The sequence below is a fragment of the Geobacillus zalihae NBRC 101842 genome (genome assembly GCF_001544135.1).
Lineage (GTDB): Bacteria > Bacillota > Bacilli > Bacillales > Anoxybacillaceae > Geobacillus > Geobacillus zalihae.
The window spans coordinates 16,499-37,105 of sequence record NZ_BCPV01000039.1 but is presented as its reverse complement, the minus strand read 5'-3'; the positions used below and the strand labels follow the sequence as shown (position 1 = coordinate 37,105).

34 protein-coding genes are annotated in these 20,607 nt (G+C 51.4%); 2 read left to right on the top strand and 32 right to left on the bottom strand.

Going from position 1 to position 20,607, the window contains the following annotated elements:
* The first annotated feature begins 662 nt into the window (after nucleotides 1–662).
* The gene (gene pdaB / locus GZ1_RS11740) at nucleotides 663–1,418 is read left to right on the top strand and encodes a polysaccharide deacetylase family sporulation protein PdaB (RefSeq protein WP_060788517.1); all 756 of its coding nucleotides are present in this window, start codon (nucleotides 663–665) and stop codon (nucleotides 1,416–1,418) included.
* Between the two features lie 137 nt (nucleotides 1,419–1,555).
* Here the strand turns inward: pdaB and GZ1_RS11735 are convergent, their stop codons facing one another.
* Nucleotides 1,556–2,155, bottom strand: a complete 600-nt coding sequence (locus tag GZ1_RS11735; RefSeq protein WP_013143992.1) for a KinB-signaling pathway activation protein — start codon at nucleotides 2,153–2,155, stop codon at nucleotides 1,556–1,558.
* A 149-nt stretch (nucleotides 2,156–2,304) separates the two neighbouring features.
* Between GZ1_RS11735 and gerD the strand changes: the two genes are divergently transcribed.
* Nucleotides 2,305–2,931, top strand: coding sequence for a spore germination lipoprotein GerD (gene gerD, locus GZ1_RS11730; protein WP_014194611.1), 627 nt, complete (start codon nucleotides 2,305–2,307; stop codon nucleotides 2,929–2,931).
* An 84-nt stretch (nucleotides 2,932–3,015) separates the two neighbouring features.
* Here gerD and salA read toward each other — a convergent pair whose 3' ends face one another.
* The 31 genes from salA to rplP all read right to left on the bottom strand — a co-directional run bounded on the left by salA (nucleotide 3,016) and on the right by rplP (nucleotide 20,605).
* Nucleotides 3,016–4,032, bottom strand: coding sequence for an iron-sulfur carrier protein/transcriptional regulator SalA (gene salA, locus GZ1_RS11725; protein ID WP_011229655.1), 1,017 nt, complete (start codon nucleotides 4,030–4,032; stop codon nucleotides 3,016–3,018).
* 193 nt (nucleotides 4,033–4,225) lie between these two features.
* Complete coding sequence (gene cwlD, locus GZ1_RS11720; protein ID WP_012820500.1) at nucleotides 4,226–4,942, bottom strand: N-acetylmuramoyl-L-alanine amidase CwlD; 717 nt, start codon at nucleotides 4,940–4,942, stop codon at nucleotides 4,226–4,228.
* Nucleotides 4,943–5,008: 66 nt separating this feature from the next.
* Nucleotides 5,009–5,449, bottom strand: coding sequence for a YbaK family protein (locus GZ1_RS11715; protein ID WP_015373733.1), 441 nt, complete (start codon nucleotides 5,447–5,449; stop codon nucleotides 5,009–5,011).
* A gap of 119 nt (nucleotides 5,450–5,568) precedes the next feature.
* The gene (gene rpsI / locus GZ1_RS11710) at nucleotides 5,569–5,961 is read right to left on the bottom strand and encodes a 30S ribosomal protein S9 (RefSeq protein ID WP_011229652.1); all 393 of its coding nucleotides are present in this window, start codon (nucleotides 5,959–5,961) and stop codon (nucleotides 5,569–5,571) included.
* Nucleotides 5,962–5,981: 20 nt separating this feature from the next.
* On the bottom strand, nucleotides 5,982–6,419 hold the full coding sequence (gene rplM / locus GZ1_RS11705) for a 50S ribosomal protein L13 (RefSeq protein ID WP_011229651.1): 438 nt from the start codon (nucleotides 6,417–6,419) through the stop codon (nucleotides 5,982–5,984).
* A 179-nt stretch (nucleotides 6,420–6,598) separates the two neighbouring features.
* Nucleotides 6,599–7,375 carry a tRNA pseudouridine(38-40) synthase TruA gene (gene truA / locus GZ1_RS11700; protein WP_060788516.1) on the bottom strand — a complete coding sequence of 259 codons (777 nt, stop codon included), beginning with the start codon at nucleotides 7,373–7,375 and terminating at the stop codon, nucleotides 6,599–6,601.
* Nucleotides 7,376–7,387: 12 nt separating this feature from the next.
* Nucleotides 7,388–8,185, bottom strand: a complete 798-nt coding sequence (locus tag GZ1_RS11695; protein WP_060788515.1) for an energy-coupling factor transporter transmembrane component T family protein — start codon at nucleotides 8,183–8,185, stop codon at nucleotides 7,388–7,390.
* Nucleotides 8,182–9,051: an energy-coupling factor ABC transporter ATP-binding protein gene (locus tag GZ1_RS11690; protein ID WP_060788514.1), complete on the bottom strand. Its 870-nt coding sequence runs from the start codon at nucleotides 9,049–9,051 to the stop codon at nucleotides 8,182–8,184. The genes GZ1_RS11695 and GZ1_RS11690 overlap by 4 nt, the downstream gene beginning before the upstream one ends.
* Nucleotides 9,027–9,866 (bottom strand): energy-coupling factor ABC transporter ATP-binding protein, encoded by an 840-nt coding sequence (locus tag GZ1_RS11685; RefSeq protein WP_014194604.1) that lies wholly within the window; start codon nucleotides 9,864–9,866, stop codon nucleotides 9,027–9,029. The genes GZ1_RS11690 and GZ1_RS11685 overlap by 25 nt, the downstream gene beginning before the upstream one ends.
* 117 nt (nucleotides 9,867–9,983) lie before the next feature.
* Nucleotides 9,984–10,346 carry a 50S ribosomal protein L17 gene (rplQ, locus tag GZ1_RS11680; protein WP_011229646.1) on the bottom strand — a complete coding sequence of 121 codons (363 nt, stop codon included), beginning with the start codon at nucleotides 10,344–10,346 and terminating at the stop codon, nucleotides 9,984–9,986.
* Between the two features lie 100 nt (nucleotides 10,347–10,446).
* A complete protein-coding gene (locus GZ1_RS11675) occupies nucleotides 10,447–11,391 on the bottom strand; it encodes a DNA-directed RNA polymerase subunit alpha (RefSeq protein WP_011229645.1) in 945 nt (314 codons plus the stop codon).
* Between the two features lie 150 nt (nucleotides 11,392–11,541).
* The gene (gene rpsK, locus GZ1_RS11670; protein WP_011229644.1) at nucleotides 11,542–11,931 is read right to left on the bottom strand and encodes a 30S ribosomal protein S11; all 390 of its coding nucleotides are present in this window, start codon (nucleotides 11,929–11,931) and stop codon (nucleotides 11,542–11,544) included.
* Between the two features lie 25 nt (nucleotides 11,932–11,956).
* Nucleotides 11,957–12,322, bottom strand: a complete 366-nt coding sequence (gene rpsM, locus GZ1_RS11665; protein WP_008881920.1) for a 30S ribosomal protein S13 — start codon at nucleotides 12,320–12,322, stop codon at nucleotides 11,957–11,959.
* A gap of 20 nt (nucleotides 12,323–12,342) precedes the next feature.
* Nucleotides 12,343–12,456 (bottom strand): 50S ribosomal protein L36, encoded by a 114-nt coding sequence (gene rpmJ / locus GZ1_RS11660; protein WP_011229643.1) that lies wholly within the window; start codon nucleotides 12,454–12,456, stop codon nucleotides 12,343–12,345.
* Between the two features lie 36 nt (nucleotides 12,457–12,492).
* Nucleotides 12,493–12,711: a translation initiation factor IF-1 gene (gene infA / locus GZ1_RS11655; protein ID WP_011229642.1), complete on the bottom strand. Its 219-nt coding sequence runs from the start codon at nucleotides 12,709–12,711 to the stop codon at nucleotides 12,493–12,495.
* Between the two features lie 95 nt (nucleotides 12,712–12,806).
* Nucleotides 12,807–13,574: a type I methionyl aminopeptidase gene (gene map / locus GZ1_RS11650; protein ID WP_012820493.1), complete on the bottom strand. Its 768-nt coding sequence runs from the start codon at nucleotides 13,572–13,574 to the stop codon at nucleotides 12,807–12,809.
* Nucleotides 13,571–14,224 (bottom strand): adenylate kinase, encoded by a 654-nt coding sequence (locus GZ1_RS11645; RefSeq protein ID WP_014194603.1) that lies wholly within the window; start codon nucleotides 14,222–14,224, stop codon nucleotides 13,571–13,573. Before GZ1_RS11645 ends, map begins: the two co-directional genes overlap by 4 nt.
* A 43-nt stretch (nucleotides 14,225–14,267) precedes the next feature.
* The gene (gene secY / locus GZ1_RS11640) at nucleotides 14,268–15,560 is read right to left on the bottom strand and encodes a preprotein translocase subunit SecY (protein WP_011229639.1); all 1,293 of its coding nucleotides are present in this window, start codon (nucleotides 15,558–15,560) and stop codon (nucleotides 14,268–14,270) included.
* Complete coding sequence (gene rplO / locus GZ1_RS11635) at nucleotides 15,560–16,000, bottom strand: 50S ribosomal protein L15 (RefSeq protein WP_013143982.1); 441 nt, start codon at nucleotides 15,998–16,000, stop codon at nucleotides 15,560–15,562. The genes secY and rplO overlap by 1 nt, the downstream gene beginning before the upstream one ends.
* Before the next feature lie 24 nt (nucleotides 16,001–16,024).
* Nucleotides 16,025–16,213 carry a 50S ribosomal protein L30 gene (gene rpmD, locus GZ1_RS11630; RefSeq protein ID WP_011229637.1) on the bottom strand — a complete coding sequence of 63 codons (189 nt, stop codon included), beginning with the start codon at nucleotides 16,211–16,213 and terminating at the stop codon, nucleotides 16,025–16,027.
* Between the two features lie 13 nt (nucleotides 16,214–16,226).
* Nucleotides 16,227–16,727 (bottom strand): 30S ribosomal protein S5, encoded by a 501-nt coding sequence (gene rpsE, locus GZ1_RS11625; RefSeq protein WP_011229636.1) that lies wholly within the window; start codon nucleotides 16,725–16,727, stop codon nucleotides 16,227–16,229.
* A gap of 19 nt (nucleotides 16,728–16,746) precedes the next feature.
* Nucleotides 16,747–17,109: a 50S ribosomal protein L18 gene (gene rplR, locus GZ1_RS11620; RefSeq protein ID WP_011229635.1), complete on the bottom strand. Its 363-nt coding sequence runs from the start codon at nucleotides 17,107–17,109 to the stop codon at nucleotides 16,747–16,749.
* A 33-nt stretch (nucleotides 17,110–17,142) separates the two neighbouring features.
* Nucleotides 17,143–17,679, bottom strand: a complete 537-nt coding sequence (gene rplF, locus GZ1_RS11615) for a 50S ribosomal protein L6 (RefSeq protein ID WP_011229634.1) — start codon at nucleotides 17,677–17,679, stop codon at nucleotides 17,143–17,145.
* 32 nt (nucleotides 17,680–17,711) lie between these two features.
* Complete coding sequence (rpsH, locus tag GZ1_RS11610) at nucleotides 17,712–18,110, bottom strand: 30S ribosomal protein S8 (protein WP_012820490.1); 399 nt, start codon at nucleotides 18,108–18,110, stop codon at nucleotides 17,712–17,714.
* 33 nt (nucleotides 18,111–18,143) lie between these two features.
* Nucleotides 18,144–18,329 (bottom strand): type Z 30S ribosomal protein S14, encoded by a 186-nt coding sequence (locus tag GZ1_RS11605; protein WP_003247599.1) that lies wholly within the window; start codon nucleotides 18,327–18,329, stop codon nucleotides 18,144–18,146.
* 29 nt (nucleotides 18,330–18,358) lie between these two features.
* The gene (rplE, locus tag GZ1_RS11600) at nucleotides 18,359–18,898 is read right to left on the bottom strand and encodes a 50S ribosomal protein L5 (RefSeq protein ID WP_012820489.1); all 540 of its coding nucleotides are present in this window, start codon (nucleotides 18,896–18,898) and stop codon (nucleotides 18,359–18,361) included.
* Between the two features lie 27 nt (nucleotides 18,899–18,925).
* The gene (gene rplX / locus GZ1_RS11595) at nucleotides 18,926–19,237 is read right to left on the bottom strand and encodes a 50S ribosomal protein L24 (RefSeq protein ID WP_020754510.1); all 312 of its coding nucleotides are present in this window, start codon (nucleotides 19,235–19,237) and stop codon (nucleotides 18,926–18,928) included.
* A 36-nt stretch (nucleotides 19,238–19,273) separates the two neighbouring features.
* On the bottom strand, nucleotides 19,274–19,642 hold the full coding sequence (gene rplN / locus GZ1_RS11590) for a 50S ribosomal protein L14 (protein WP_011229630.1): 369 nt from the start codon (nucleotides 19,640–19,642) through the stop codon (nucleotides 19,274–19,276).
* Nucleotides 19,643–19,691: 49 nt separating this feature from the next.
* Nucleotides 19,692–19,955 carry a 30S ribosomal protein S17 gene (gene rpsQ, locus GZ1_RS11585; RefSeq protein WP_011229629.1) on the bottom strand — a complete coding sequence of 88 codons (264 nt, stop codon included), beginning with the start codon at nucleotides 19,953–19,955 and terminating at the stop codon, nucleotides 19,692–19,694.
* Between the two features lie 24 nt (nucleotides 19,956–19,979).
* Nucleotides 19,980–20,180, bottom strand: coding sequence for a 50S ribosomal protein L29 (rpmC, locus tag GZ1_RS11580; protein WP_011229628.1), 201 nt, complete (start codon nucleotides 20,178–20,180; stop codon nucleotides 19,980–19,982).
* Nucleotides 20,180–20,605, bottom strand: a complete 426-nt coding sequence (gene rplP / locus GZ1_RS11575; RefSeq protein ID WP_011229627.1) for a 50S ribosomal protein L16 — start codon at nucleotides 20,603–20,605, stop codon at nucleotides 20,180–20,182. The genes rpmC and rplP overlap by 1 nt, the downstream gene beginning before the upstream one ends.
* Nucleotides 20,606–20,607: the final 2 nt, after the last annotated feature.

Below are 20,607 nucleotides of genomic sequence, written 5' to 3'. Positions count from 1 at the left end.
GCTTTTCGCATTGTCCAACTTCGGCCAAAGCGGCCTCCGCTTTTCGTATTGTCCAGCTTCGGCCCGCCGCCGCTCGGGGTCAAATCACCTTCGCCTTCGGGATTGTAAATCCCTGCAGGCGAAGAACATTTGCCCATCGCGGCGACCCGCGGGCCTCAGCTTTTCTTTCGCGCTTCGTTTCGTTCAGTTTTCAAGGAACGAGACCTCTTCTTGAACTTGCTTCGTTGCAGTCTTGCGTCGAGGAACCCAATTCCCCCGAATTCACTAGAAGACACAGGCGCAAAGTTGCTGCATTGAAACAACTTCTCTGCTGATTTGCAGTCTTGAACTGAAGAATAGTTGAAGCTTCCTATTGCAAACAGCTCTTTTATACTAACATGCCTCTTTTTTCTTGTCAAGATCTTTTCCGTTGCTTTTCGTCACTCACCGCTATCGAACACTCTGTCGGATTAGCGACGATTTTTAATATACCACTTACCAATCAAAAATGCAATATCTTTTTTAAGGGAATTTCAAGAACCGACGCCAGACCGTTCCTTTAGGCTTCCTCCATCTCTTCGACGGTAAGAGGACTGGCAAATAAGTTTCATAACCGCCATGGCTGTCCGCATAAGATGTTATTAGGACAACGATTTTACAATGCAAAAAAGGGGGCCGATGTCATGTTTTACGCGTTGAACGGACGGACGCTGAAAAAAGTTCTCATTATTATCTGCTCCGCCTTTTTCACCGCCGTTGTCTTGTACGCTTATGAAATGAACCGTCCCGTTTTTTCGCTTCCTTCTGGGCCGAAGGCGGTATATAAAGTGGACAACGCCCGCAATGAGGTGGCGTTGACGTTCGATATCAGCTGGGGAGATGAGAATGCAGACAAAATTTTGGATGTCTTGAAGCAGCATGGGATTCAAAACGCGACCTTTTTCTTATCCGCCTCATGGGCCGAACGCCATCCAGCCGTGGTGAAGCGGATCAAAGAGGAGGGGCATGAGATTGGCAGTATGGGATATAACTTTGTCAACTATACGGAACTTGAGAACGCCAAAATCCGTCAAGATTTAATGATGGCGAAAAAAGTGTTTGACATGTTGGGAATGAAACAGGTTGAGCTGCTGCGCCCCCCTGGGGGGAACTTCAACAAAAATGTGTTAAAGGTTGCTCAGTCCCTCGGCTACACTGTCGTCCATTGGAGCATTGACTCGAAAGACTGGCTCAACCCTGGGACAGACCAAATTGTTGAGAACGTCACGAGGGACCTGGAACCGGGCGATATCGTGCTCCTTCACGCATCTGATTCGGCAAAACAGACAGCCAAAGCGCTGCCGAAAATTATCGCTTCCATGAAAGAAAACGGCTACAAAAACGTCAACCTCTCCGAGCTGTTGGCGAATGGCGAAGCCGAAAGCCGCGGGATCGAGTGACACGTTCCGACAGCGGCCTGCGCCGGTGCGGTTGGATTGCGGCGGCAGACAAGCCGCCAATTGGAATGATTGGCTTTTGGCGAACACGCCGTTTTTTTCGCGGCTGCCATAAGAAAACAGGCGGCGCCTTGCTTTCTTTATTGTTTCGCGCCGCCTGTCAATTTATGCAGTATAAGAAGCTGGTATGCATTGCATACTAATAAAGGAATCAACATCAAATACAGCCAATCACGGTCGTTGATGCGCAACACGGGAAACCATTCAATGACCGTAACGACGACCATAAAGAACAAAGCCGGAACGAACGCCCCTTTGTTCGTCTGTGCGCTCTTGACGTAGGCAACAACGAGACCAACCACCAAAATGAACAATGCGGTCAATAGATACGGAATGATTGAATCGCCCTTGTCCGCAAACGCCATGTAGCGGAAATACACTAAATCGAACAGCACGAACATGATCAAAACAACCTGCACAGCGTTCCATAGCGAACGGAAGATGCCAAGCCCGAACCGGTGGACGGTTAAATAAGCAAAAAACCCCGCCTGACTGATGACGCTGAAAATAAAGCCAACACCGATATGCCATAACAAAACAGCCATAAATTCGACCATTTCCAGGCGCAACAGCAAGCGCCCGAATTCTTCCCAGTTGAAAACAATGCCGACGGCCGCCGTGGCGATGCCGCCGATCAGCAGCGTCGATAAAAATAAACGCACCCATTTGCGGCTGTTCACAGCTTCATCCTCCATCATTTCAGCATAACCCGCTTACCATTTTACCAGCGCCCTTGTGAAAAAGCCAGCTCCGATCTCCCCCATGTATATTTTTTTCGCCAACATTCATATTAAGGGTGAGGGATTTTTGCAGAAAGGAGCTCACTTTCATGAACAAATGCCTACCGCTCCTCTTGCTCAGTTTTCTCGTTCTTGGTTCCTGTGCCCCTCAAGAAATCAGCCCCCCTCCCCCGGATTATGACGAAACGAAAAAGATGGTTGTTGACATTTTAAAAACCGACGAGGGGAAAAAGGCGATTCAAGATATTATGTCGGAAGATCAGATGAAGCAGCAACTAGTCATAGATCAAAAAGCTGTAAAAGAAACGCTGCAACAAATGCTGACATCCGATCAAGGAAAAAAGTTCTGGGAAAGTGCGTTAAAAGACCCGAAATTCGCTGAAAGTTTTGCCAAAGGGCTGCAAGCAGAACATGAAAAAATGATGAAGGCGCTCATGAAAGATCCCGATTACCAGGCGCTGATGATCGATATTTTAAAAGATCCAGAAATGGAAAAAGCCATGGTCGATGTCTTAAAAAGCAAAGAGTTCCGCCAGCATTTGCAAAAGGTGATCACGGAAACGTTGAACAGCCCGCTGTATCAGGCGAAAATTCAAGATATGTTGATGAAAGCAGCTGAAAAGGTTCAGCAAGGCGGAGAAAAACAAGAAGAAGGCGGAGGGGAAGGGGGAGAGGGAGAAGAAAGCACCGGCAACCAACAAGGCGGAGGAGGTTAATCAAGCAAAAAGCGTCCGTGCGCTGAAAACCGCCAACGCTCTAATCGGCGGTTTCTCGCCATCGGACGCTTTTTGTGAAACCGATTAATATTTCGCAACGATTTTGCGGGCGATATCCATATAAATTTTCCCGATCGGATGATCTTCTGCGTAAACGGACGGAGCGAAGTCGTCGTCGTTCCAATCCGGCTGCTGAAGCGGCAGCTGCCCTAACAGCTCGGTTTGCAGCTCTTTGGCCAGCTTTTCTCCGCCACCCTTGCCGAAGACATACTCCCGCTCCCCTGTTTTCCGGCTCTCGTAGTACGACATATTTTCGATCACGCCGATAATTTCATGTTCGGTGCGCAACGCCATTGCCCCAGCGCGGGCAGCGACAAACGCAGCGGTCGGATGCGGAGTCGTGACGATAATTTCTTTGCACGACGGCAAGAGCGTATGGACGTCCAAGGCGACGTCGCCCGTACCAGGCGGCAAGTCAAGCAGCAAGTAATCCAAGTCTCCCCATTCGACCTCTTTGAAAAAGTTGTTCAACATTTTCCCAAGCATCGGGCCGCGCCAAATGACCGGGGCGTTATCCTCGACGAAAAAGGCCATCGAAATGACTTTTACGCCAAACCGTTCGACCGGGATGATTTTGTCGCCCCTCACCGTCGGGCGCTCGGTGATTCCCATCATGTCCGGAACACTGAACCCGTAAATGTCCGCGTCAATCAACCCGACTTTTTTGCCGAGCCGGGCGAGCGCCACCGCCAAATTGACAGAAACGGTCGACTTGCCGACACCACCTTTGCCGCTAGCAATGGCGATATACGTCGTTTTTTGCTTGTTTTCGCTATATTTCTCCACCACATCGCGCGGCAGTTCGGCGAACCGCAGCCCGACCGTTGCAGCACCCGCATCTTTCAGCTGCTCGACGATCGCCGTTTGCACGCGAAGCTGCTCGGGCGTTCCGGTTTTGGCGAGCGCGATTTTCACGCTGACATGGTTTTTCTCTTCCTTAATTTTGATTTCTTGAATGGCATTCGTCTCTTTAAACGTTTTGTTTAAAAAGGGATCTTTCATCTTTTCAAGAATGGCGCGCACTTCAGTTTCCGTCAACATCGTATTCACCAACCCTTTTGCAAATCAATGGTCATTTCTATGTGTTATCATACCATAAATCGGCAGACGGCCGCCATGTTTGACTTGCTCCCGCACGTCCCCGCGGTTGAAAAAGGGGAATTTCGAATTCCTTTTGGCGAAACAAGGCCGGTCGGCTATCTGTCTCCTCTGTTCCGACCTTAAAAAATCCCCGCTACTCGCGAGGCGTATGTTCATTGGAAAAGTAGCGGAGCACTCCTTTATAAATCGAGGCGGCCAGCTTCGTTTGGTAGCCATCAGACACAAGCAGCTCTCGCTCATCGGGATTCGACAAAAACCCAACCTCGACAAGCGCGCCGGGGATTTTTGCATGCTTGAGCAAATAGACGGTATCAATCATTTTTGCCAGTCGATGGGTGTTCTCCAAATTGCGCCGCAATTCCGCTTGGATAAATCTCGCCAGCCGCTCGTTTTCGATGAAAGACCCGTAATAAAACGTCTGCGCCCCTCGCCAACGCGGCGACGGGATGGCGTTGAGATGGATGCTGATGAAAAGATCGGCATTCGATCGATTGACGAAAGCCGTTCGTTCGAGCAAATCCTCCGTTTTCCGTCGGCTGTAGCCGCGTGTGGACGGGCTGGCCAAGTCCCGATCCGTCTCGCGCGTCATCAGGACGAGCGCCCCTTGCTGCTGCAGATAATCGCGCAGCTTTTTCGCCACGTTGAGCGCGATGTCCTTTTCCACCGCCTCACCACCGACGGCGCCGCCGTCCGGCCCACCATGGCCGGGGTCCAATACGATGATTCTCCCCGATAATGGGAGATTCCATGGTTTTGTTGATGTCAAATCGGAAAATAAAGACGGAAATAGCAAAGTGCTCATAAGGGCGACGGCAGCAAAAGCGACCAGCCACTTCCATTTTTCTTTCATTGTTTCTCCTCCCGCACGTTTCCCTTCTCTATCTTATATGGGACAAGGCGCGGGAATAGAACTCATTCAGCGAAGTTTTAGACGATGCCGTTTTTTGCCCCGCTCAAATCCTTCCGTCCACCAGTTGCCGATATATTGTTCACACGCGTCATACAGCGACTGGCTGAGGAAATCGTTGTCGATATTGCCCCAAAAGCAAAGAAAATCAAACAGCGTATCGATCAAATATTTTTCTTCTTGAGCACATCGACAGCGTACGCTGGCCGCAGGCTCCCCATAATAGCCGAATCGGCTGTAGCGAGCGCCGAGCAAATACGCTTCAATGGCCAGATCAATGCAGCCTTCCTCCACAACGGATGGGAACATCCGATACGCCGTATAAAACGGAACAAAGTGCTCAAGCGCTTTGGTCCGTAATTTCTCAAGCGACAGTTCGCGCAACATGTTCCGTTCATAGCGAAGCTGCTTTTCCTGCCTTTTTTCCGCCAATGAAGTGATGACTGTCATCGTCTTTCACGCTCCTTTACGATGTAGTGTCTAACGATCGCTCACAATCATACGCGCGGGCGAAAGGCAGAAATAAGCAAAAAACCCAGCCAAATCGGCTGGGTTGGAACATCACGCGATTAACGTTTCGAGAATTGCGGAGCGCGGCGGGCGCCTTTGAGCCCGTATTTTTTGCGTTCTTTAACGCGAGCATCGCGCGTCAGCAAACCGGCCCGTTTCAGCACCGTGCGGAACTCCGGATCGACTTCAAGCAACGCACGGGCGATGCCATGGCGAATCGCACCGGCTTGGCCGGCAAATCCGCCGCCTTGGACATTCACCAAAACGTCGTAGCTGCCAAGCGTTTCCGTCAATACGAGCGGCTGTTTGACCATTTCGATGAGCGCTTCCGTCGGGATGTACTCGCGAATGTCACGCTTATTGACAATGATGCGGCCATCGCCCGGGACAAGGCGGACACGGGCGACCGAGCTTTTGCGACGACCTGTGCCGTAATATTGTACTTGTGCCAAAATCATACCCTCCCTTATGATTATCCGCGAAGTTCATACACTTCTGGTTTTTGTGCTTGATGCGGATGTTCGCTTCCACGGTAAACGTGCAACTTTTTGAACATTTGCCGGCCGAGGCTGCCTTTTGGAAGCATGCCGCGCACCGCACGTTCGATCATTTGTTCCGGGTAGTTCGTACGCATTTCCAGCGCTGTTCTTACTTTTAAGCCACCCGGATATAAGCTGTGGCGATAGTACAGTTTTTTCGTCAACTTTTTCCCAGTCAGTTCAACTTTGTCCGCATTGATGACGATGACGTGATCTCCGCAGTCAACATGCGGAGTGAACGTCGGTTTATGTTTGCCGCGCAACAGCGCCGCTACTTCGCTGGCTAAGCGGCCTAACGTTTTGCCAGCTGCGTCGACAACGTACCATTTACGCTCTACTTCATTCGGTTTCGCCATATAAGTCGTACGCAATGCAGTTCCCTCCTAAAATAAAAAAATGAACAAACAAATGGTCGTTTATTTCAACACGATTATGGTCCGGGGCTAATCGTGGAAAATACATGCCATATGATATAATAGCTTGCCGGCGCGCCAATGTCAAGAAGATGTTACACAAGGACTCGTTATCTTAAAAAGCCGGGGGAAAACCATCAGCCGTACGCCAATGAGTGGTCCAAACATTCATCCTCATAGTATACGCGCCATAAATACAGCCCTTCGGCCGGCGCGGTTGGACCCGCGAGGCGCCGATCTTTCGCCGCAAGCAACATCGAAATGTCGGCGGGAGAACGCTTCCCTTGACCGATCTCCAACACCGTGCCAACGATAATGCGCACCATGTTGTATAAAAAGCCGCTGCCGACAAACCGAAACTCGAGCATCGGGCCGTCGGCCTTCACTTCAGCCCGATACATGGTGCGCACCCGGTCTTCGATCGACGTTTTGGCGGAACAAAAGCTTGTAAAATCGTGCGTTCCATGAAGCAAACCAAGCGCCTCGTTCATCGCGCTGATATGAAGCGAATATGGATGCCATGCGCAATAATGGCGGCGAAACACGTCGCGCTCGGCAGCCGTCCATACTTTATAGCGGTATTCTTTCGCTTTCGCCGAAAAACGGGCGTGGAAGTCTGCATCGGCCTCCTGTACAAAGCGAACGACGATATCATCCGGCAGCTGGGCGTTCAACGCCTTTTTCCACTGCTCCGAGGAAAGGGAAAGCGACGTATCAAAGTGGATCACTTGGCCATAGGCATGAACGCCGGCATCCGTCCTTCCCGAAGCCGCCACACGCACTTTTGTCCCTTTATGCATCCGCCGAAGCACTTCCTCAAACTCGCCTTGCACCGTCCGCTTTCCCGGCTGGATTTGGTAGCCGGAAAAGTGGGTGCCATCATAGGCAATGATGCATTTGATCCGTGTTGTCATGGCCTTCCTCCGCTATGATCGTAATAGACAAAGCAATGCAAAAAGCAGCGCCACGGCCGCTAAAAACACGGTGTCCACCGGCTTCCAAGCGAGCTGGCGGAATTTCGTCCGCCCTTCCCCGCCGCGGTAGCCGCGCGCCTCCATGGCTGTCGCCAGCTCATCGGCTCGTTTGAACGAGCTGATAAACAGAGGCACAAGCAGTGAGACAATGGCTTTCATCCGTTCGGAAAAACGGCCGCCAGAAAAATCAACGCCGCGGGCCGCCTGTGCTTTCATAATTTTTTCCGTCTCTTCCATCAACGTTGGAATGAATCGAAGCGAAATGGCCATCATCAAGGCGAGCTCATGGACAGGAACGCGCATCTTTTTGAGCGGCCCAAGCAAGCTTTCGACGCCATCGGTCACTTCAATCGGCGTCGTCGTCAACGTCAACATCGTCGTCATCAATACAAGGAGCAAAAACCTTAGGGAAATAAAGACCCCTTGCTTGATGCCGCCTTCATATACAGAGAGCGCACCGATTTGGTAGATGACGTCTCCTTCTTTCGTCATGAATAGATGCAACAGCAATGTAAACAAAACGACCCATAAAATCGGTTTCAAGCCGCGGGCAATGAACGAAAACGGGATGCGAGACAGCGCTGCAAAGGCAAACGCAAACAGCGACAGCAGTGCATACGTCGCCGCATTGTTCGCCAAAAAGACGATCAGGACGTAAGCAAACACGATCAATAGTTTGGCGCGCGGGTCTAAGCGATGAATGACGGAATGACCAGGCACATATTGGCCGATAATCAAATGATTCGTCATGGACGCTCACCTTTGGCGAACAATTGCTGGATGGCTTCCGCTGTCTGTTCCAACGTCAAGCATGGCGACGGAATGACAACGCCGAACCGCTTTTCGAGCTGCTGTTTCAATTTGACCGTTTCCGGCACACTCAAACCGATGGCAGCCAGTTTGTCAGCGTCTCGAAAGATCTCTTCCGGCGTTCCGTGGCCCCATACCGTTCCTTCATGCATGACGATGATTTCATCGGCGTACCGGGCGGCGTCCTCCATGCTGTGGGTGACGAGGACCGTCGTCAACTGCTTTTCCCGATGGAGGCGATAAAACATCTCCATCATCTCTTTGCGCCCGCGCGGATCAAGGCCTGCGGTCGGTTCATCGAGCACGAGCACTTCCGGCTCGAGCGCGAGCACGCCGGCGATGGCGACGCGCCGCATTTGCCCTCCGCTCAAATCAAACGGCGATCTCACCAATACGTCTTCACTCAATCCGACGAGCTTAATGAGCTCCCGCGCCTTCCGCTTCGCCTCGTCTTCCGGCACGCCAAAATTGAGCGGGCCAAAACAAATATCTTTCTCCACCGTTTCTTCAAACAACTGGTGCTCCGGGAACTGGAAGACGACCCCGACCTTTTTGCGCAGCGGTTTCAGCTGCTTTGGCCGCTTATGGCTCGTGATCGTCTCTTCGCCGATCTTCACCGCTCCGCTTGTCGGCTGCAGCAACCCGTTTAAATGCTGAAGGAGAGTCGATTTTCCTGAGCCCGTATGCCCAACCACGGCGACGTACGCCCCGCTTCGGATGGCGACATTGACATCATAGAGCGCCCGACGGGCAAGCGGTGAACGGGCGTTGTACACATGCTCTACTTTTTCGAATACAATGTCCATAGCTCCTCGACCAACTCCTCTGTCGTAAAATACCCAATCCGAAGCGGAATGCCTCGTTCCCGCAAGCGGCTGCCCATTTTCACGGCAAACGGCAAATCAAGACCGATGCGCTCGAGCTTGCTTCCGAGCCGAAAGATTTGCTCCGGCGTCCCTTCTGCCATCACTTCGCCTTTGTTCATCACAATGAGGCGGTCCGCCTTCGCTGCCTCTTCCAAATCATGGGTAATTGACAAGACGGTAATGCGCTGCTGGCGGTTCAGGCGGCGCACCGTCTCAAGCACTTCTTCCCTTCCACGCGGGTCAAGCATCGATGTCGCTTCATCCAAAATGATCATATCGGGGCGGAGCGCCAAAATGCCGGCGATGGCGACGCGCTGTTTTTGCCCCCCAGACAACCGGTGCGGCTCATAATGGAGAAACGGCTCCATATGGACTTGGCGAATGGCCTCGCGAATGCGCTCGACCATTTCCAAGCGCGGAATGCCGTTGTTTTCAAGGGCAAAAGCGATGTCGTCTTCCACGGTCGCACCGACAAACTGGTTGTCCGGGTTCTGGAACACAAGGCCGACGCGGCGGCGCACCTCCCAAACGGTTGCGTCGTTCAAAAGGCGTCCAAACAAGCGAATGGCGCCCCGCTCCGGCCGAAGCAAGCCGATCAGCATCCGAGCGATGGTCGATTTGCCGGATCCGTTATGGCCGACGATCGCTAACCACTCCCCGCGCTCGGCCGTGAAGCTGACGTTTTGCACCGCATAGTCGGATTGATTTGGATAGCGAAAGGACACTCCCTCGATCGACAAGATTGGTTCGGCCATGATCGTTTCCCCTTGCTTCGCCGCGTTGCAAACGCAGCCTGCTAAATGATGGTAAACAAAAAAAGGGCATAGATCCAGTTCAAACGAAACTGTCTCGCCCTTGTTGAAATGAAACCGTTACACGAGTTCAATAATGACCATCGGCGCCCCGTCACCGCGGCGAGGACCAAGTTTCATAATGCGCGTATAGCCGCCTTGGCGATCTTGGTAGCGCGGCGCAATGTCGCTGAACAGCTTTTGCAACGCATCCTGGCCGGTTTCGCTGTTGGCGACCTCCTTGCGGATGAATGCCGCTGCTTGGCGGCGGGCATGCAAATCGCCGCGTTTGCCGAGCGTAATCATTTTTTCCATGACCGAGCGCAGTTCTTTCGCCCGCGCTTCCGTCGTTTCAATGCGTTCGTTGATGATTAAGTCTGTTGCCAAGTCGCGAAGCAGTGCTTTTCGTTGCGAAGTCGTGCGTCCTAATTTTCTGTACGACATCAAATGTCCCTCCCTTTTAAAGTGATGTGTTCCTCATGGTGGTCATCATCAAAGCGATATGGTGAAAGTGTGTTTCCGGCTTGCCGGCGGAGGCCGGCACTTAGTCGTCTTTGCGCAGGCTGAGGCCAAGCTCAGCCAGTTTCGCTTTCACTTCCTCAAGCGACTTGCGGCCGAGGTTGCGCACTTTCATCATATCTTCTTCCGTTTTTTGCGTCAGTTCTTGAACAGTGTTGATGCCGGCTCGCTTCAAGCAATTGTAGGAACGAACCGAAAGATCGAGTTCCTCGATCGTCATTTCGAGCACTTTTTCTTTTTGATCATCCTCTTTCTCCACCATGATCTCCGCATTTTGCGCCTCATCCGTCAAGCCGACAAAAATGTTCAGGTGCTCCGTTAAAATTTTCGCTCCAAGGGAAATGGCCTCTTTCGGCCCGATGCTTCCATCCGTCCACACATCAATGGTCAGCTTGTCATAGTCCGTCACTTGGCCGACCCTTGTATTCTCGACTTGATAGGAAACTCGGGAGACCGGCGTATAAATGGAATCGATCGGAATGACGCCGATGGGCTGGTCTTCGCGCTTATTCGCCTCAGCAGGAACATATCCGCGCCCCCGCTTGGCGGTCATGCGCATGCGCAGGCGGCCGCCTTCCGCCAGCGTCGCGATATGAAGGTCCGGGTTTAAAATTTCTACATCGCTGTCGTGAGTGATATCGGCAGCCGTGACAACTCCTTCACCCTGCACATCAATCTCCAACGTTTTCTCTTCGTCTGAATAAATTTTCAACGCTAGTTTTTTGATATTCAAAATGATAGCTGTCACATCTTCAACGACGCCGTCAATCGTTGAAAACTCATGCAAGACGCCGTCGATTTGCACCGATGTTACAGCTGCACCAGGGAGTGAAGACAATAGGATACGACGCAAGGAGTTCCCTAAGGTTGTACCATATCCACGCTCAAGCGGTTCGACGACGAATTTGCCATATTTGGCATCTTCGCTCAGTTCGACCGTTTCAATTTTCGGCTTTTCAATTTCAATCATCGATTATTATACCCTCCTTCAAAACGTCGAGACCCCGATCAAACGGTACACGCCTAACAACATTCCCCCATGAATCTCTCTTTACGCTTGCCTGCCATGGTCTTTATCATATCCCATTATTGACAATGGTGCAAATTCTATACAGGGGCGTTACACGCGGCGACGTTTTGGCGGACGGCATCCATTGTGCGGGATTGGAGTGACGTCTTTGATCGCCGTAATTTCCAACCCGGCTGCTTGCAATGCACGGATCGCTGCCTCGCGGCCAGCCCCCGGACCTTTGACGTTCACTTCGACCGTTTTCATGCCATGCTCCATCGACGCTTTCGCTGCTGCTTCAGCCGCCATTTGCGCCGCAAACGGCGTTGATTTGCGCGAACCTTTAAACCCCAGCGAACCAGCGCTCGCCCAAGCAATGGCGTTGCCATGAACATCCGTAATCGTCACGATCGTGTTGTTGAACGTTGAACGGATATGGGCGATGCCTGTATCAATATTTTTTCTTACCCGGCGTTTACGAGTGTTTGTTCTGCGTGCCATTCGTCAAATGACCTCCTTTGCGTAATTATTTTTTCTTGTTCGCTACCGTGCGGCGCGGACCTTTGCGCGTGCGGGCATTGTTTTTCGTGTTTTGGCCGCGAACCGGCAATCCGCGGCGATGGCGAAGACCACGATAGCAGCCGATCTCCATCAACCGTTTAATATTTAACGATACTTCACGCCGCAAATCGCCTTCCACTTTTAAGCGGCCGACGATTTCACGAATGCGGCCAAGCTCTTCTTCCGTTAAGTCGCGAACGCGTGTGTCTTCCGATACGCCAGCTTCTTTTAAGATTTTTTGTGCTGTCGGTTTGCCGATCCCATAAATGTATGTTAACGAAATGACTACCCGTTTATCACGCGGAATATCGACACCTGCAATGCGTGCCATATGATACACCTCCTTGAAAATTACCCTTGGCGTTGTTTATGCTTCGGATTTTCACAAATGATCATGACTTTGCCGCGTCTGCGAATAACTTTGCACTTTTCGCAAATCGGTTTGACAGATGGTCTTACTTTCATGTTGTTTACCTCCCTAATTGAACGGAGTGCATTCCTTTATTTATATCGATACGTGATCCGTCCACGCGTCAAATCATACGGCGACAGCTCCACCGTCACCCGGTCGCCAGGCAAAATGCGAATGAAATGCATGCGGATCTTGCCGGATACATGAGCCAACACCGTGTGCCCATTTTCTAATTCTACACGAAACATCGCATTTGGCAATGTTTCGATGACGGTGCCTTCCACTTCAATTACATCATCTTTCGCCATCGAGCGGCTCTCCCTCCTTCGAATGAGTAACATTGTGTTGCGCAAAACCGAACGTGATATCCATGATGATCGAGAAGACGTTTACCCCTTCCCACTTATGAAGTGGGAGACTCATTTCCACAATGTGTTAAAATTTCGCAGCCATCTTCTGTAATGACAATCGTATGTTCGAAATGGGCGCACCGTTTTCCATCGGCCGTGACGACGGTCCAATCGTCGGCCAACGTTTTCACGTAACGGCTGCCGGCATTGACCATCGGTTCGATGCACAGCGCCATCCCTGGCCGCAAAATCGGGCCTTTGTTCGGTGGCCCATAATGTGGGATTTGTGGGTCTTCATGTAAGTGTTGACCAATTCCATGCCCGACATACTCGCGAACAACGGAAAAGTGATGCGCTTCGACATACGTTTGAATCGCATGGGAGATGTTCGTTAAACGAGCGCCCGGTTTTGCCTCGGCGAGCCCGACGTACAGCGATTGCTCTGTCACGTCAAGCAACCGTTTCGTCTCGGCGTCAATCTCCCCGACCGGATACGTCCAGGCCGAGTCGGCGTGATAGCCTTCATACTGCGCGCCGACATCAATCGTAATAATATCGCCTTCCCGCAATGCGCGGCCGCTGGGAATCCCGTGCACAAGCTCTTCATTCACCGAGGCGCAAATGCTCCCTGGAAACCCTTGATACCCTTTAAACGACGGAATGGCGCCATGGGAACGAATCACTTCCTCCGCGATGGCGTCCAGTTCCTTTGTTGTGATCCCGGGACGAATGTGCTTTTGCAATTCTTTCAATGTAAGGAAAACGATTTTTCCCGCCTCGCGCATCAAAGCAATTTCCTGCGCGGTTTTGCAACGAATCATCGAGCAAGTCCCCCGAGCACTTCACAAATATCAGCAAACACCTTTTCCATTTCCTGTTCGCCGTTAATGTGGCGCAAATAGCCTTTTTGCTCGTAAAAATCGAGGAGCGGCTTCATTTGTTTCATATTCACCTCAAGCCGATTGGCCACCGTTGCTTCATTATCATCGGGGCGCTGGTACAGATCGCCACCGCATTTATCGCATACGCCCGGTTTCGCCGGCGGATGAAAAACGAGATGGTACGTTGCTCCGCAGTTGCGGCAAATACGTCTGCCGGTCAGGCGCTCCATTAAGACCTCTTGGCGAACGTCGATATGGATGACATAGTCAAGCTTGCGCCCGATTTCCGAAAGCAACCTCTCAAGCGCTTCTGCTTGGGCGACCGTGCGCGGGAATCCATCGAGCAAAAAACCATTTTGGCAATCCTCTTTGCTCAGCCGTTCGCGGACGATGCCGATCGTCACCTCATCCGGCACAAGATCACCGCGGTCCATATACTGCTTTGCCTGCAACCCTAACGGCGTCCCTTCTTTGATCGCCGCTCGAAACATATCTCCCGTTGAAATATGCGGAATTCCGTAAGCCTCGACAATTTTCCCGGCCTGCGTGCCTTTGCCGGCACCCGGCAGCCCCATCAGCACTAAATTCATCCTAACTCCCCCTATCGGCAAGGGACGTCCGTTCTTGCCTTCTTTATTTGATGAATCCACGGTAATGGCGTTTCACCAGCTGGCTCTCAAGCTGCTTCATCGTCTCAAGCGCCACGCCGACGACAATAAGCAAGCTCGTACCGCCGATTCGTGCGGAAGACGGCAAGTTGGCAAAGTTCACAAAGAACACCGGCAGCACAGCGACAACCGCCAAAAAGATTGATCCGACCAGCGTCAGCCGGTATAAAATTCTCGTCACGTACTCTTGTGTGTTTTTCCCAGGGCGAATACCTGGGATGTAGCCGCCTTGTTTTTTCAAGTTGTCCGCCATCTGCTCCGGATTGACTTGAACAAACGCATAAAAGTACGTAAACGCGATGATGAGCACGACGTAAATGATCATCCCAACCGGGTGCGTATAATCAAACGTTCGGCGAATCCACAATGTTACATCATTCGTGCCAAAAAACGATGCAATGGTCGGTGGTGCAATCAAAAACGATACAGCGAAAATGACCGGAATGACTCCCGCTGGGTTCACTTTGAGCGGCAAATGAGTCGAGTGGCCGCCCACCGGGCTTCGGCCCTCAAGCCGCTTTGCGTATTGAATCGGAATTTTCCGGAACGCCTGCTGGATGTAAATGACACCAACGATGACGGCAACGACCGCCAACGCCACAAGCAGGAGCCGGACGATGCGCAAAAACACATCTTCCCCGACATTTTCAAACTGTTGGGCGTAAATTTGGTTCAAGACCGTCGGAATGCCTGAGACAATCCCGGCGAAAATAATGATCGAAATGCCATTGCCCACGCCTTTCGCGGTGATCTGTTCGCCGAGCCACATTAAAAATGCGGTGCCGGCGGTCAAGACAACCGCGATCAACAAATACGTGCCGATGCCCGGATTTCGAATGAGCATCCCGCCAGCCAAGTTGTTAAAGCCGTACGACATGCCGATGGCTTGGATAAACCCGAGCACGACCGTGAAATAGCGGGTAAACTGAGCTAATTTACGCCGGCCTACCTCGCCTTGCTTCGACCACTCCGTAAATTTGGGAACAACGTCCATTTGCAGCAGCTGGACGATAATCGATGCCGTAATATAGGGCATAACCCCCATGGCAAAAATCGAAAAGTTTTGCAGCGCCCCGCCGCCGAAAATGTTCAGGACGCCGAATGCATTCAATTCATCTTGCAGTTTTAACACATCCGCGTTCACGCCCGGAACAGGGATGAACGTTCCAATGCGGAACACGATCAACATAAGAAGAGTGAAAATAATTTTGTTTCGAATATCACTGACGCGCATAAAGTTGGAGATTGTCCGAAACATTAAATCACCTCAGTTTTACCGCCAGCCGCCTCAATGGCCTCTTTCGCCGATGCCGAGAACTTATGCGCTTTGACCGTCAGCTTTTTCTCGATTTGGCCTTTGCCCAAAATTTTCACACCCGATTTCAACTTGCTGATGACGCCCGTCTCAAGAAGCAATTCCGGCGTCACTTCCGTTCCGTCTTCAAAACGATTCAGTTTTTCCAGATTCACAACCGCATACTCTTTCCGATTGATGTTCGTAAATCCTCGTTTCGGCAAACGGCGGAACAGCGGAGTTTGACCGCCTTCAAACCCAAGACGAACTCCTCCACCTGAGCGGGCATTTTGACCTTTTTGACCGCGGCCGGACGTTTTGCCGTTGCCCGAACCGATCCCGCGGCCGACGCGCACAGCTTTCTTTCGGGATCCCGGCGCTGGTTTTAGTTCATGAAGTTTCATGGCAAAGCACCTCCTTATGATTCATTATTCTTCAATTTCTTTGACTTTGACAAGGTGGGCCACTTTGTTGATCATCCCGCGGATCGCAGGATTGTCATTGTGGATGACCGTTTGGTGCATTTTTCGCAGGCCGAGCGTTCTGACGGTAACGCGTTGGTCTTCCGGACGGCCAATCACGCTGCGCGTGAGGGTAATCGCCAGTTTTTTTGCCATGATCGTTCCCTCCTTATCCTAACAGTTCCTCGACTGTTTTGCCGCGCAATCTCGCTACGTCTTCGGCGCGTTTTAATTGTTTCAGCCCATCAAACGTTGCGCGCACCATGTTGATTGGCGTGTTGGAACCGATCGATTTCGACAAGATGTCGCTGATGCCCGCCAGCTCTAATACAGCACGCGCCGGACCCCCAGCGATGACCCCGGTACCTTCGGAAGCGGGTTTCAAAATGATTTCCCCGGCACCGAAATGGCCGATGACTTCATGCGGAATCGTTGTGCCGACGATCGGCACTTCAATTAAGTTTTTCTTCGCATCTTCAATGGCTTTGCGGATCGCTTCTGGAACCTCTTGTGCTTTTCCGGTGCCAAATCCGACATGGCCGTTTTTATCGCCGACGACGACGAGAGCTGAAAAGCGCAGGCGACGTCCGCCTTTCACGACTTTTGCTACACGGTTGACCGCGACTACACGCTCTTCCAATTCAAGTTTGTTTGGATCGATACGACGCATCGTTGTCCCTCCTTTGTAATTAGAATTCCAAGCCGGCTTCGCGGGCGGCGTCTGCCAATGCTTTTACCCGTCCGTGATATAAATACCCGCCACGGTCGAACACGACTTTTTTAATGCCTTTTTCCAACGCACGTTTGGCGACAAGTTCGCCGACTTTTTTCGCTGCCTCAATGTTGTTCGTCGAATCTAAGCCAAACTCTTTGTCCAACGTCGAGGCGCTGACGATCGTTGACGATTTTGTATCATCGATAATTTGCGCGTAAATATGTTTATTGGAACGGAACACGCTCAACCGCGGACGTTCAGCCGTGCCGAAGATTTTTTTGCGGATGCGCGCGTGTCTTTTCTTCCGAACCGCGTTTCGGTCCACTTTCGTGATCATCGAATGTCACTCCTTTCGCTTCGCTATGCCGCGTTATTTACCAGTTTTGCCTTCTTTCAGGCGCACAAGCTCACCTTCGTAGCGGATGCCTTTGCCTTTATACGGCTCTGGCGGACGAACCGCGCGAATGTTGGCGGCCAGTTCGCCGACGCGCTGTTTGTCTGCCCCTTTGACGATGATTTTCGTTTGGGATGGCACTTCAATTTCAAGCCCTTCTTCCGGCTCAATTTCTACCGGATGAGAATAACCGACGCTCAATACAAGCTTTTTCCCTTGTTTCGACGCCCGGTACCCGACACCAACGAGTTCGAGCGCTTTTTCATAACCTTTCGAAACGCCTTCGACCATGTTGGCAAGCAAGCTGCGCGTCGTGCCATGGAGCGCGCGATGATGTTTTTCATCGCTTGGACGCGTAACCGTGATGACATTGCCCTCAACCGTGATCGTCATATCTGGATGGAACGTGCGGGTCAGCTCCCCTTTCGGCCCTTTGACCGTAACCGTGTTGCCGTTGACCGTAACGGTGACACCGGCAGGAATTTCAATTGGTTTTTTGCCGACACGTGACATGTCAAAAACACCTCCATTCTTGAGCAGATAGATTACCAAACGTAGGCGATTACTTCGCCGCCCGTGCCTTTTTGCCGTGCTTCTTTGTCTGTTAAGATGCCCTGCGATGTCGAAAGAATCGCGATCCCTAAGCCGTTCAGGACGCGCGGCACTTCATGGGCTTTGACGTAAACGCGCAACCCCGGTTTGCTGATGCGTTTCAGCCCGGTAATGACACGTTCGTTGTTCGGACCGTATTTCAAGAAGATGCGGAGAATGCCTTGTTTGTTGTCTTCGATATATTCATAATCACGAATAAACCCTTCGCGCTTTAAAATTTCCGCGATTTCCCGCTTGATTTTCGAAGCCGGGACTTCGAGCTTTTCGTGACGCACCATATTCGCATTGCGGATGCGAGTCAGCATATCAGCAATTGGATCTGTCATCACCATTATGTTTTACCTCCTTCCCAATCAATGGGTTGATTACCAGCTGGCTTTTTTGATGCCTGGAAGTTGACCTTTGTATGCGAGCTCACGGAAACAAATACGGCACAATTTGAATTTGCGATAGACCGAGTGCGGGCGGCCGCAGCGCTCGCAACGGGTGTACGCTCTCACTTTAAACTTCGGCGTCCGTTTTTGTTTCGCGATCATCGATTTTTTAGCCACGATTTCGCCTCCCTTGCGTTATGGGATCATTATTTTTGGAATGGCATGCCGAGCAACGCCAGCAGTTCACGAGCTTCTTCATCCGTGTTGGCCGTTGTGACGATCACGATGTCCATGCCGCGCACTTTGTTCACTTTATCGTAGTCAATCTCAGGGAAAATGAGCTGTTCTTTAATGCCGAGCGTATAGTTGCCGCGGCCGTCAAACGACTTTTTCGATACGCCGCGGAAGTCGCGCACGCGCGGAAGCGAGACCGAAATCAACTTATCGAGAAACTCATACATCCGTTCGCCGCGCAGCGTCACTTTCGCACCGATTGGCATCCCTTGACGAAGACGGAAGCCGGCGATCGATTTTTTCGCACGCGTTACCACCGGACGCTGACCGGCGATCAGCGTCAGCTCTTCAACGGCGCTGTCTAATGCTTTCGGGTTTTGCACCGCATCGCCGACACCCATGTTGATGACGATTTTTTCGATTTTTGGCACTTGCATGATCGATTTATAGTTGAACTTGCTCATGAGAGCAGGTACGACTTCGTTTACATACTTCTCTTTCAGGCGGTTCATAAAAGTACCTCCCTTCCTGCGTCACGGTTATTTATCCAAAATCTCGCCGGATTTTTTCGCATAGCGCACTTTTTTGCCATCGACCATTTTGTAGCCGATGCGCGTCGGTTCACCCGTTTTCGGGTCGAGCGGCATGACTTTCGAAACATGGATCGGCGCTTCCTTCTCAATGATGCCGCCTTGCGGGTTCGCTTGCGACGGTTTCGCATGCTTTTTCACAATATTGACGCCCTCGACGATGACGCGGTTTTTCTTCGGAAACGCCGCCAGAATGACGCCTTGCTTGCCTTTGTCTTTGCCGGAGATTACTTGCACTTTATCGCCTTTTTTTACATGCATCGCATTCGCACCTCCTTGAAACGCTGTTCCGTTCCATTAAATAACTTCCGGAGCTAAAGAAATGATTTTCATGAAGTCTTTATCGCGCAATTCACGGGCAACCGGTCCGAAAATCCGCGTGCCGCGCGGGCTTTTGTCATCGCGGATGATGACGCAGGCGTTTTCGTCAAAGCGGATGTACGAACCGTCCGGACGGCGCACCCCGCGTTTCGTACGAACAACAACTGCTTTCACGACTTGACCTTTTTTAACAACGCCACCTGGTGTCGCATCTTTGACCGTCGCCACAACGACGTCGCCGATGTTCGCATAGCGGCGACCCGAGCCTCCGAGCACTTTAATGACAAGCACTTCGCGTGCACCAGAGTTATCAGCTACTTTCAAGCGAGATTCTTGTTGAATCATCGACGAAACCTCCTTTCGGAATTATCTCTCCGAACTAAGTGAAGAACGATTACAGAACAACCGCTTTTTCGATGACTTCCACTAAGCGGAAGCGTTTTGTGGCCGACAGCGGGCGAGTTTCCATAATTTTCACGATATCGCCGACTTTCGCGATGTTATGTTCATCATGCGCCTTATATTTTTTCGAATATTTCACGCGTTTGCCGTACAGCGGATGTTTTTTGTACGTTTCGACCAACACGGTGATCGTTTTGTCCATTTTGTCCGATACAACCCGCCCGACGTACACTTTGCGTTGATTGCGTTGGCTCATTCCACAAACCTCCTCTCAAACACATTATTTATTGGCAGCGAGCTCGCGTTCGCGAATAATCGTTTTCATGCGGGCGATGTCTTTGCGCACTTGGCGGATGCGCGCCGTGTTTTCCAATTGACCTGTGGCCAGTTGGAAGCGAAGGTTGAACAATTCTTCCTTCAACGCTTTAATTTTTTGTTCGATCTCGGCAGTGGTCAACTCACGGATTTCTTTCGCTTTCATTACGCTTCACCACCAGTTTCTTCACGTTTTACAAATTTGCATTTGATCGGAAGTTTGTGAGAAGCGAGACGCAATGCTTCACGTGCCACTTCCTCAGAAACACCGCCCACTTCAAACATCACTTTGCCTGGTTTGACAACGGCGACCCAGCCTTCCGGCGCCCCTTTACCAGAACCCATCCGCACTTCAAGCGGTTTTGCCGTATACGGTTTGGAAGGGAAAATGCGGATCCATACTTTCCCGCCCCGTCTCATGTAACGGGTCATCGCCCGACGGGCTGCTTCGATTTGCCGGTTCGTAATCCAAGCTGATTCTAATGCTTGCAACCCAAATTCACCGAAATGAACTTCCGTGCCGCCTTTCGCCCGGCCTTTCATCCGTCCGCGATGTTCACGGCGATATTTGACGCGTTTTGGCATTAACATGA

Coding starts and splice junctions, on each gene's coding strand:
- pdaB (WP_060788517.1), top strand. CDS start 663: ATGTTTTACGCGTTGAACGGACGGACGCTGAAAAAAGTTCTCATTATT.
- gerD (WP_014194611.1), top strand. CDS start 2,305: ATGAACAAATGCCTACCGCTCCTCTTGCTCAGTTTTCTCGTTCTTGGT.
- salA (WP_011229655.1), bottom strand. CDS start 4,032: ATGTTGACGGAAACTGAAGTGCGCGCCATTCTTGAAAAGATGAAAGAT.
- cwlD (WP_012820500.1), bottom strand. CDS start 4,942: ATGAAAGAAAAATGGAAGTGGCTGGTCGCTTTTGCTGCCGTCGCCCTT.
- GZ1_RS11715 (WP_015373733.1), bottom strand. CDS start 5,449: ATGACAGTCATCACTTCATTGGCGGAAAAAAGGCAGGAAAAGCAGCTT.
- truA (WP_060788516.1), bottom strand. CDS start 7,375: ATGACAACACGGATCAAATGCATCATTGCCTATGATGGCACCCACTTT.
- GZ1_RS11695 (WP_060788515.1), bottom strand. CDS start 8,185: ATGACGAATCATTTGATTATCGGCCAATATGTGCCTGGTCATTCCGTC.
- GZ1_RS11690 (WP_060788514.1), bottom strand. CDS start 9,051: ATGGACATTGTATTCGAAAAAGTAGAGCATGTGTACAACGCCCGTTCA.
- GZ1_RS11685 (WP_014194604.1), bottom strand. CDS start 9,866: ATGGCCGAACCAATCTTGTCGATCGAGGGAGTGTCCTTTCGCTATCCA.
- rplQ (WP_011229646.1), bottom strand. CDS start 10,346: ATGTCGTACAGAAAATTAGGACGCACGACTTCGCAACGAAAAGCACTG.
- GZ1_RS11675 (WP_011229645.1), bottom strand. CDS start 11,391: ATGATTGAAATTGAAAAGCCGAAAATTGAAACGGTCGAACTGAGCGAA.
- rpsK (WP_011229644.1), bottom strand. CDS start 11,931: ATGGCACGCAGAACAAACACTCGTAAACGCCGGGTAAGAAAAAATATT.
- rpsM (WP_008881920.1), bottom strand. CDS start 12,322: ATGGCACGCATTGCAGGTGTCGATATTCCGCGTGATAAACGGGTAGTC.
- rpmJ (WP_011229643.1), bottom strand. CDS start 12,456: ATGAAAGTAAGACCATCTGTCAAACCGATTTGCGAAAAGTGCAAAGTT.
- infA (WP_011229642.1), bottom strand. CDS start 12,711: ATGGCGAAAGATGATGTAATTGAAGTGGAAGGCACCGTCATCGAAACA.
- map (WP_012820493.1), bottom strand. CDS start 13,574: ATGATTCGTTGCAAAACCGCGCAGGAAATTGCTTTGATGCGCGAGGCG.
- GZ1_RS11645 (WP_014194603.1), bottom strand. CDS start 14,224: ATGAATTTAGTGCTGATGGGGCTGCCGGGTGCCGGCAAAGGCACGCAG.
- secY (WP_011229639.1), bottom strand. CDS start 15,560: ATGTTTCGGACAATCTCCAACTTTATGCGCGTCAGTGATATTCGAAAC.
- rplO (WP_013143982.1), bottom strand. CDS start 16,000: ATGAAACTTCATGAACTAAAACCAGCGCCGGGATCCCGAAAGAAAGCT.
- rpmD (WP_011229637.1), bottom strand. CDS start 16,213: ATGGCAAAAAAACTGGCGATTACCCTCACGCGCAGCGTGATTGGCCGT.
- rpsE (WP_011229636.1), bottom strand. CDS start 16,727: ATGCGTCGTATCGATCCAAACAAACTTGAATTGGAAGAGCGTGTAGTC.
- rplR (WP_011229635.1), bottom strand. CDS start 17,109: ATGATCACGAAAGTGGACCGAAACGCGGTTCGGAAGAAAAGACACGCG.
- rplF (WP_011229634.1), bottom strand. CDS start 17,679: ATGTCACGTGTCGGCAAAAAACCAATTGAAATTCCTGCCGGTGTCACC.
- rpsH (WP_012820490.1), bottom strand. CDS start 18,110: ATGGTGATGACAGATCCAATTGCTGATATGCTGACTCGCATCCGCAAT.
- rplE (WP_012820489.1), bottom strand. CDS start 18,898: ATGAACCGCCTGAAAGAGAAGTATGTAAACGAAGTCGTACCTGCTCTC.
- rplX (WP_020754510.1), bottom strand. CDS start 19,237: ATGCATGTAAAAAAAGGCGATAAAGTGCAAGTAATCTCCGGCAAAGAC.
- rplN (WP_011229630.1), bottom strand. CDS start 19,642: ATGATTCAACAAGAATCTCGCTTGAAAGTAGCTGATAACTCTGGTGCA.
- rpsQ (WP_011229629.1), bottom strand. CDS start 19,955: ATGAGCCAACGCAATCAACGCAAAGTGTACGTCGGGCGGGTTGTATCG.
- rpmC (WP_011229628.1), bottom strand. CDS start 20,180: ATGAAAGCGAAAGAAATCCGTGAGTTGACCACTGCCGAGATCGAACAA.
- rplP (WP_011229627.1), bottom strand. CDS start 20,605: ATGTTAATGCCAAAACGCGTCAAATATCGCCGTGAACATCGCGGACGG.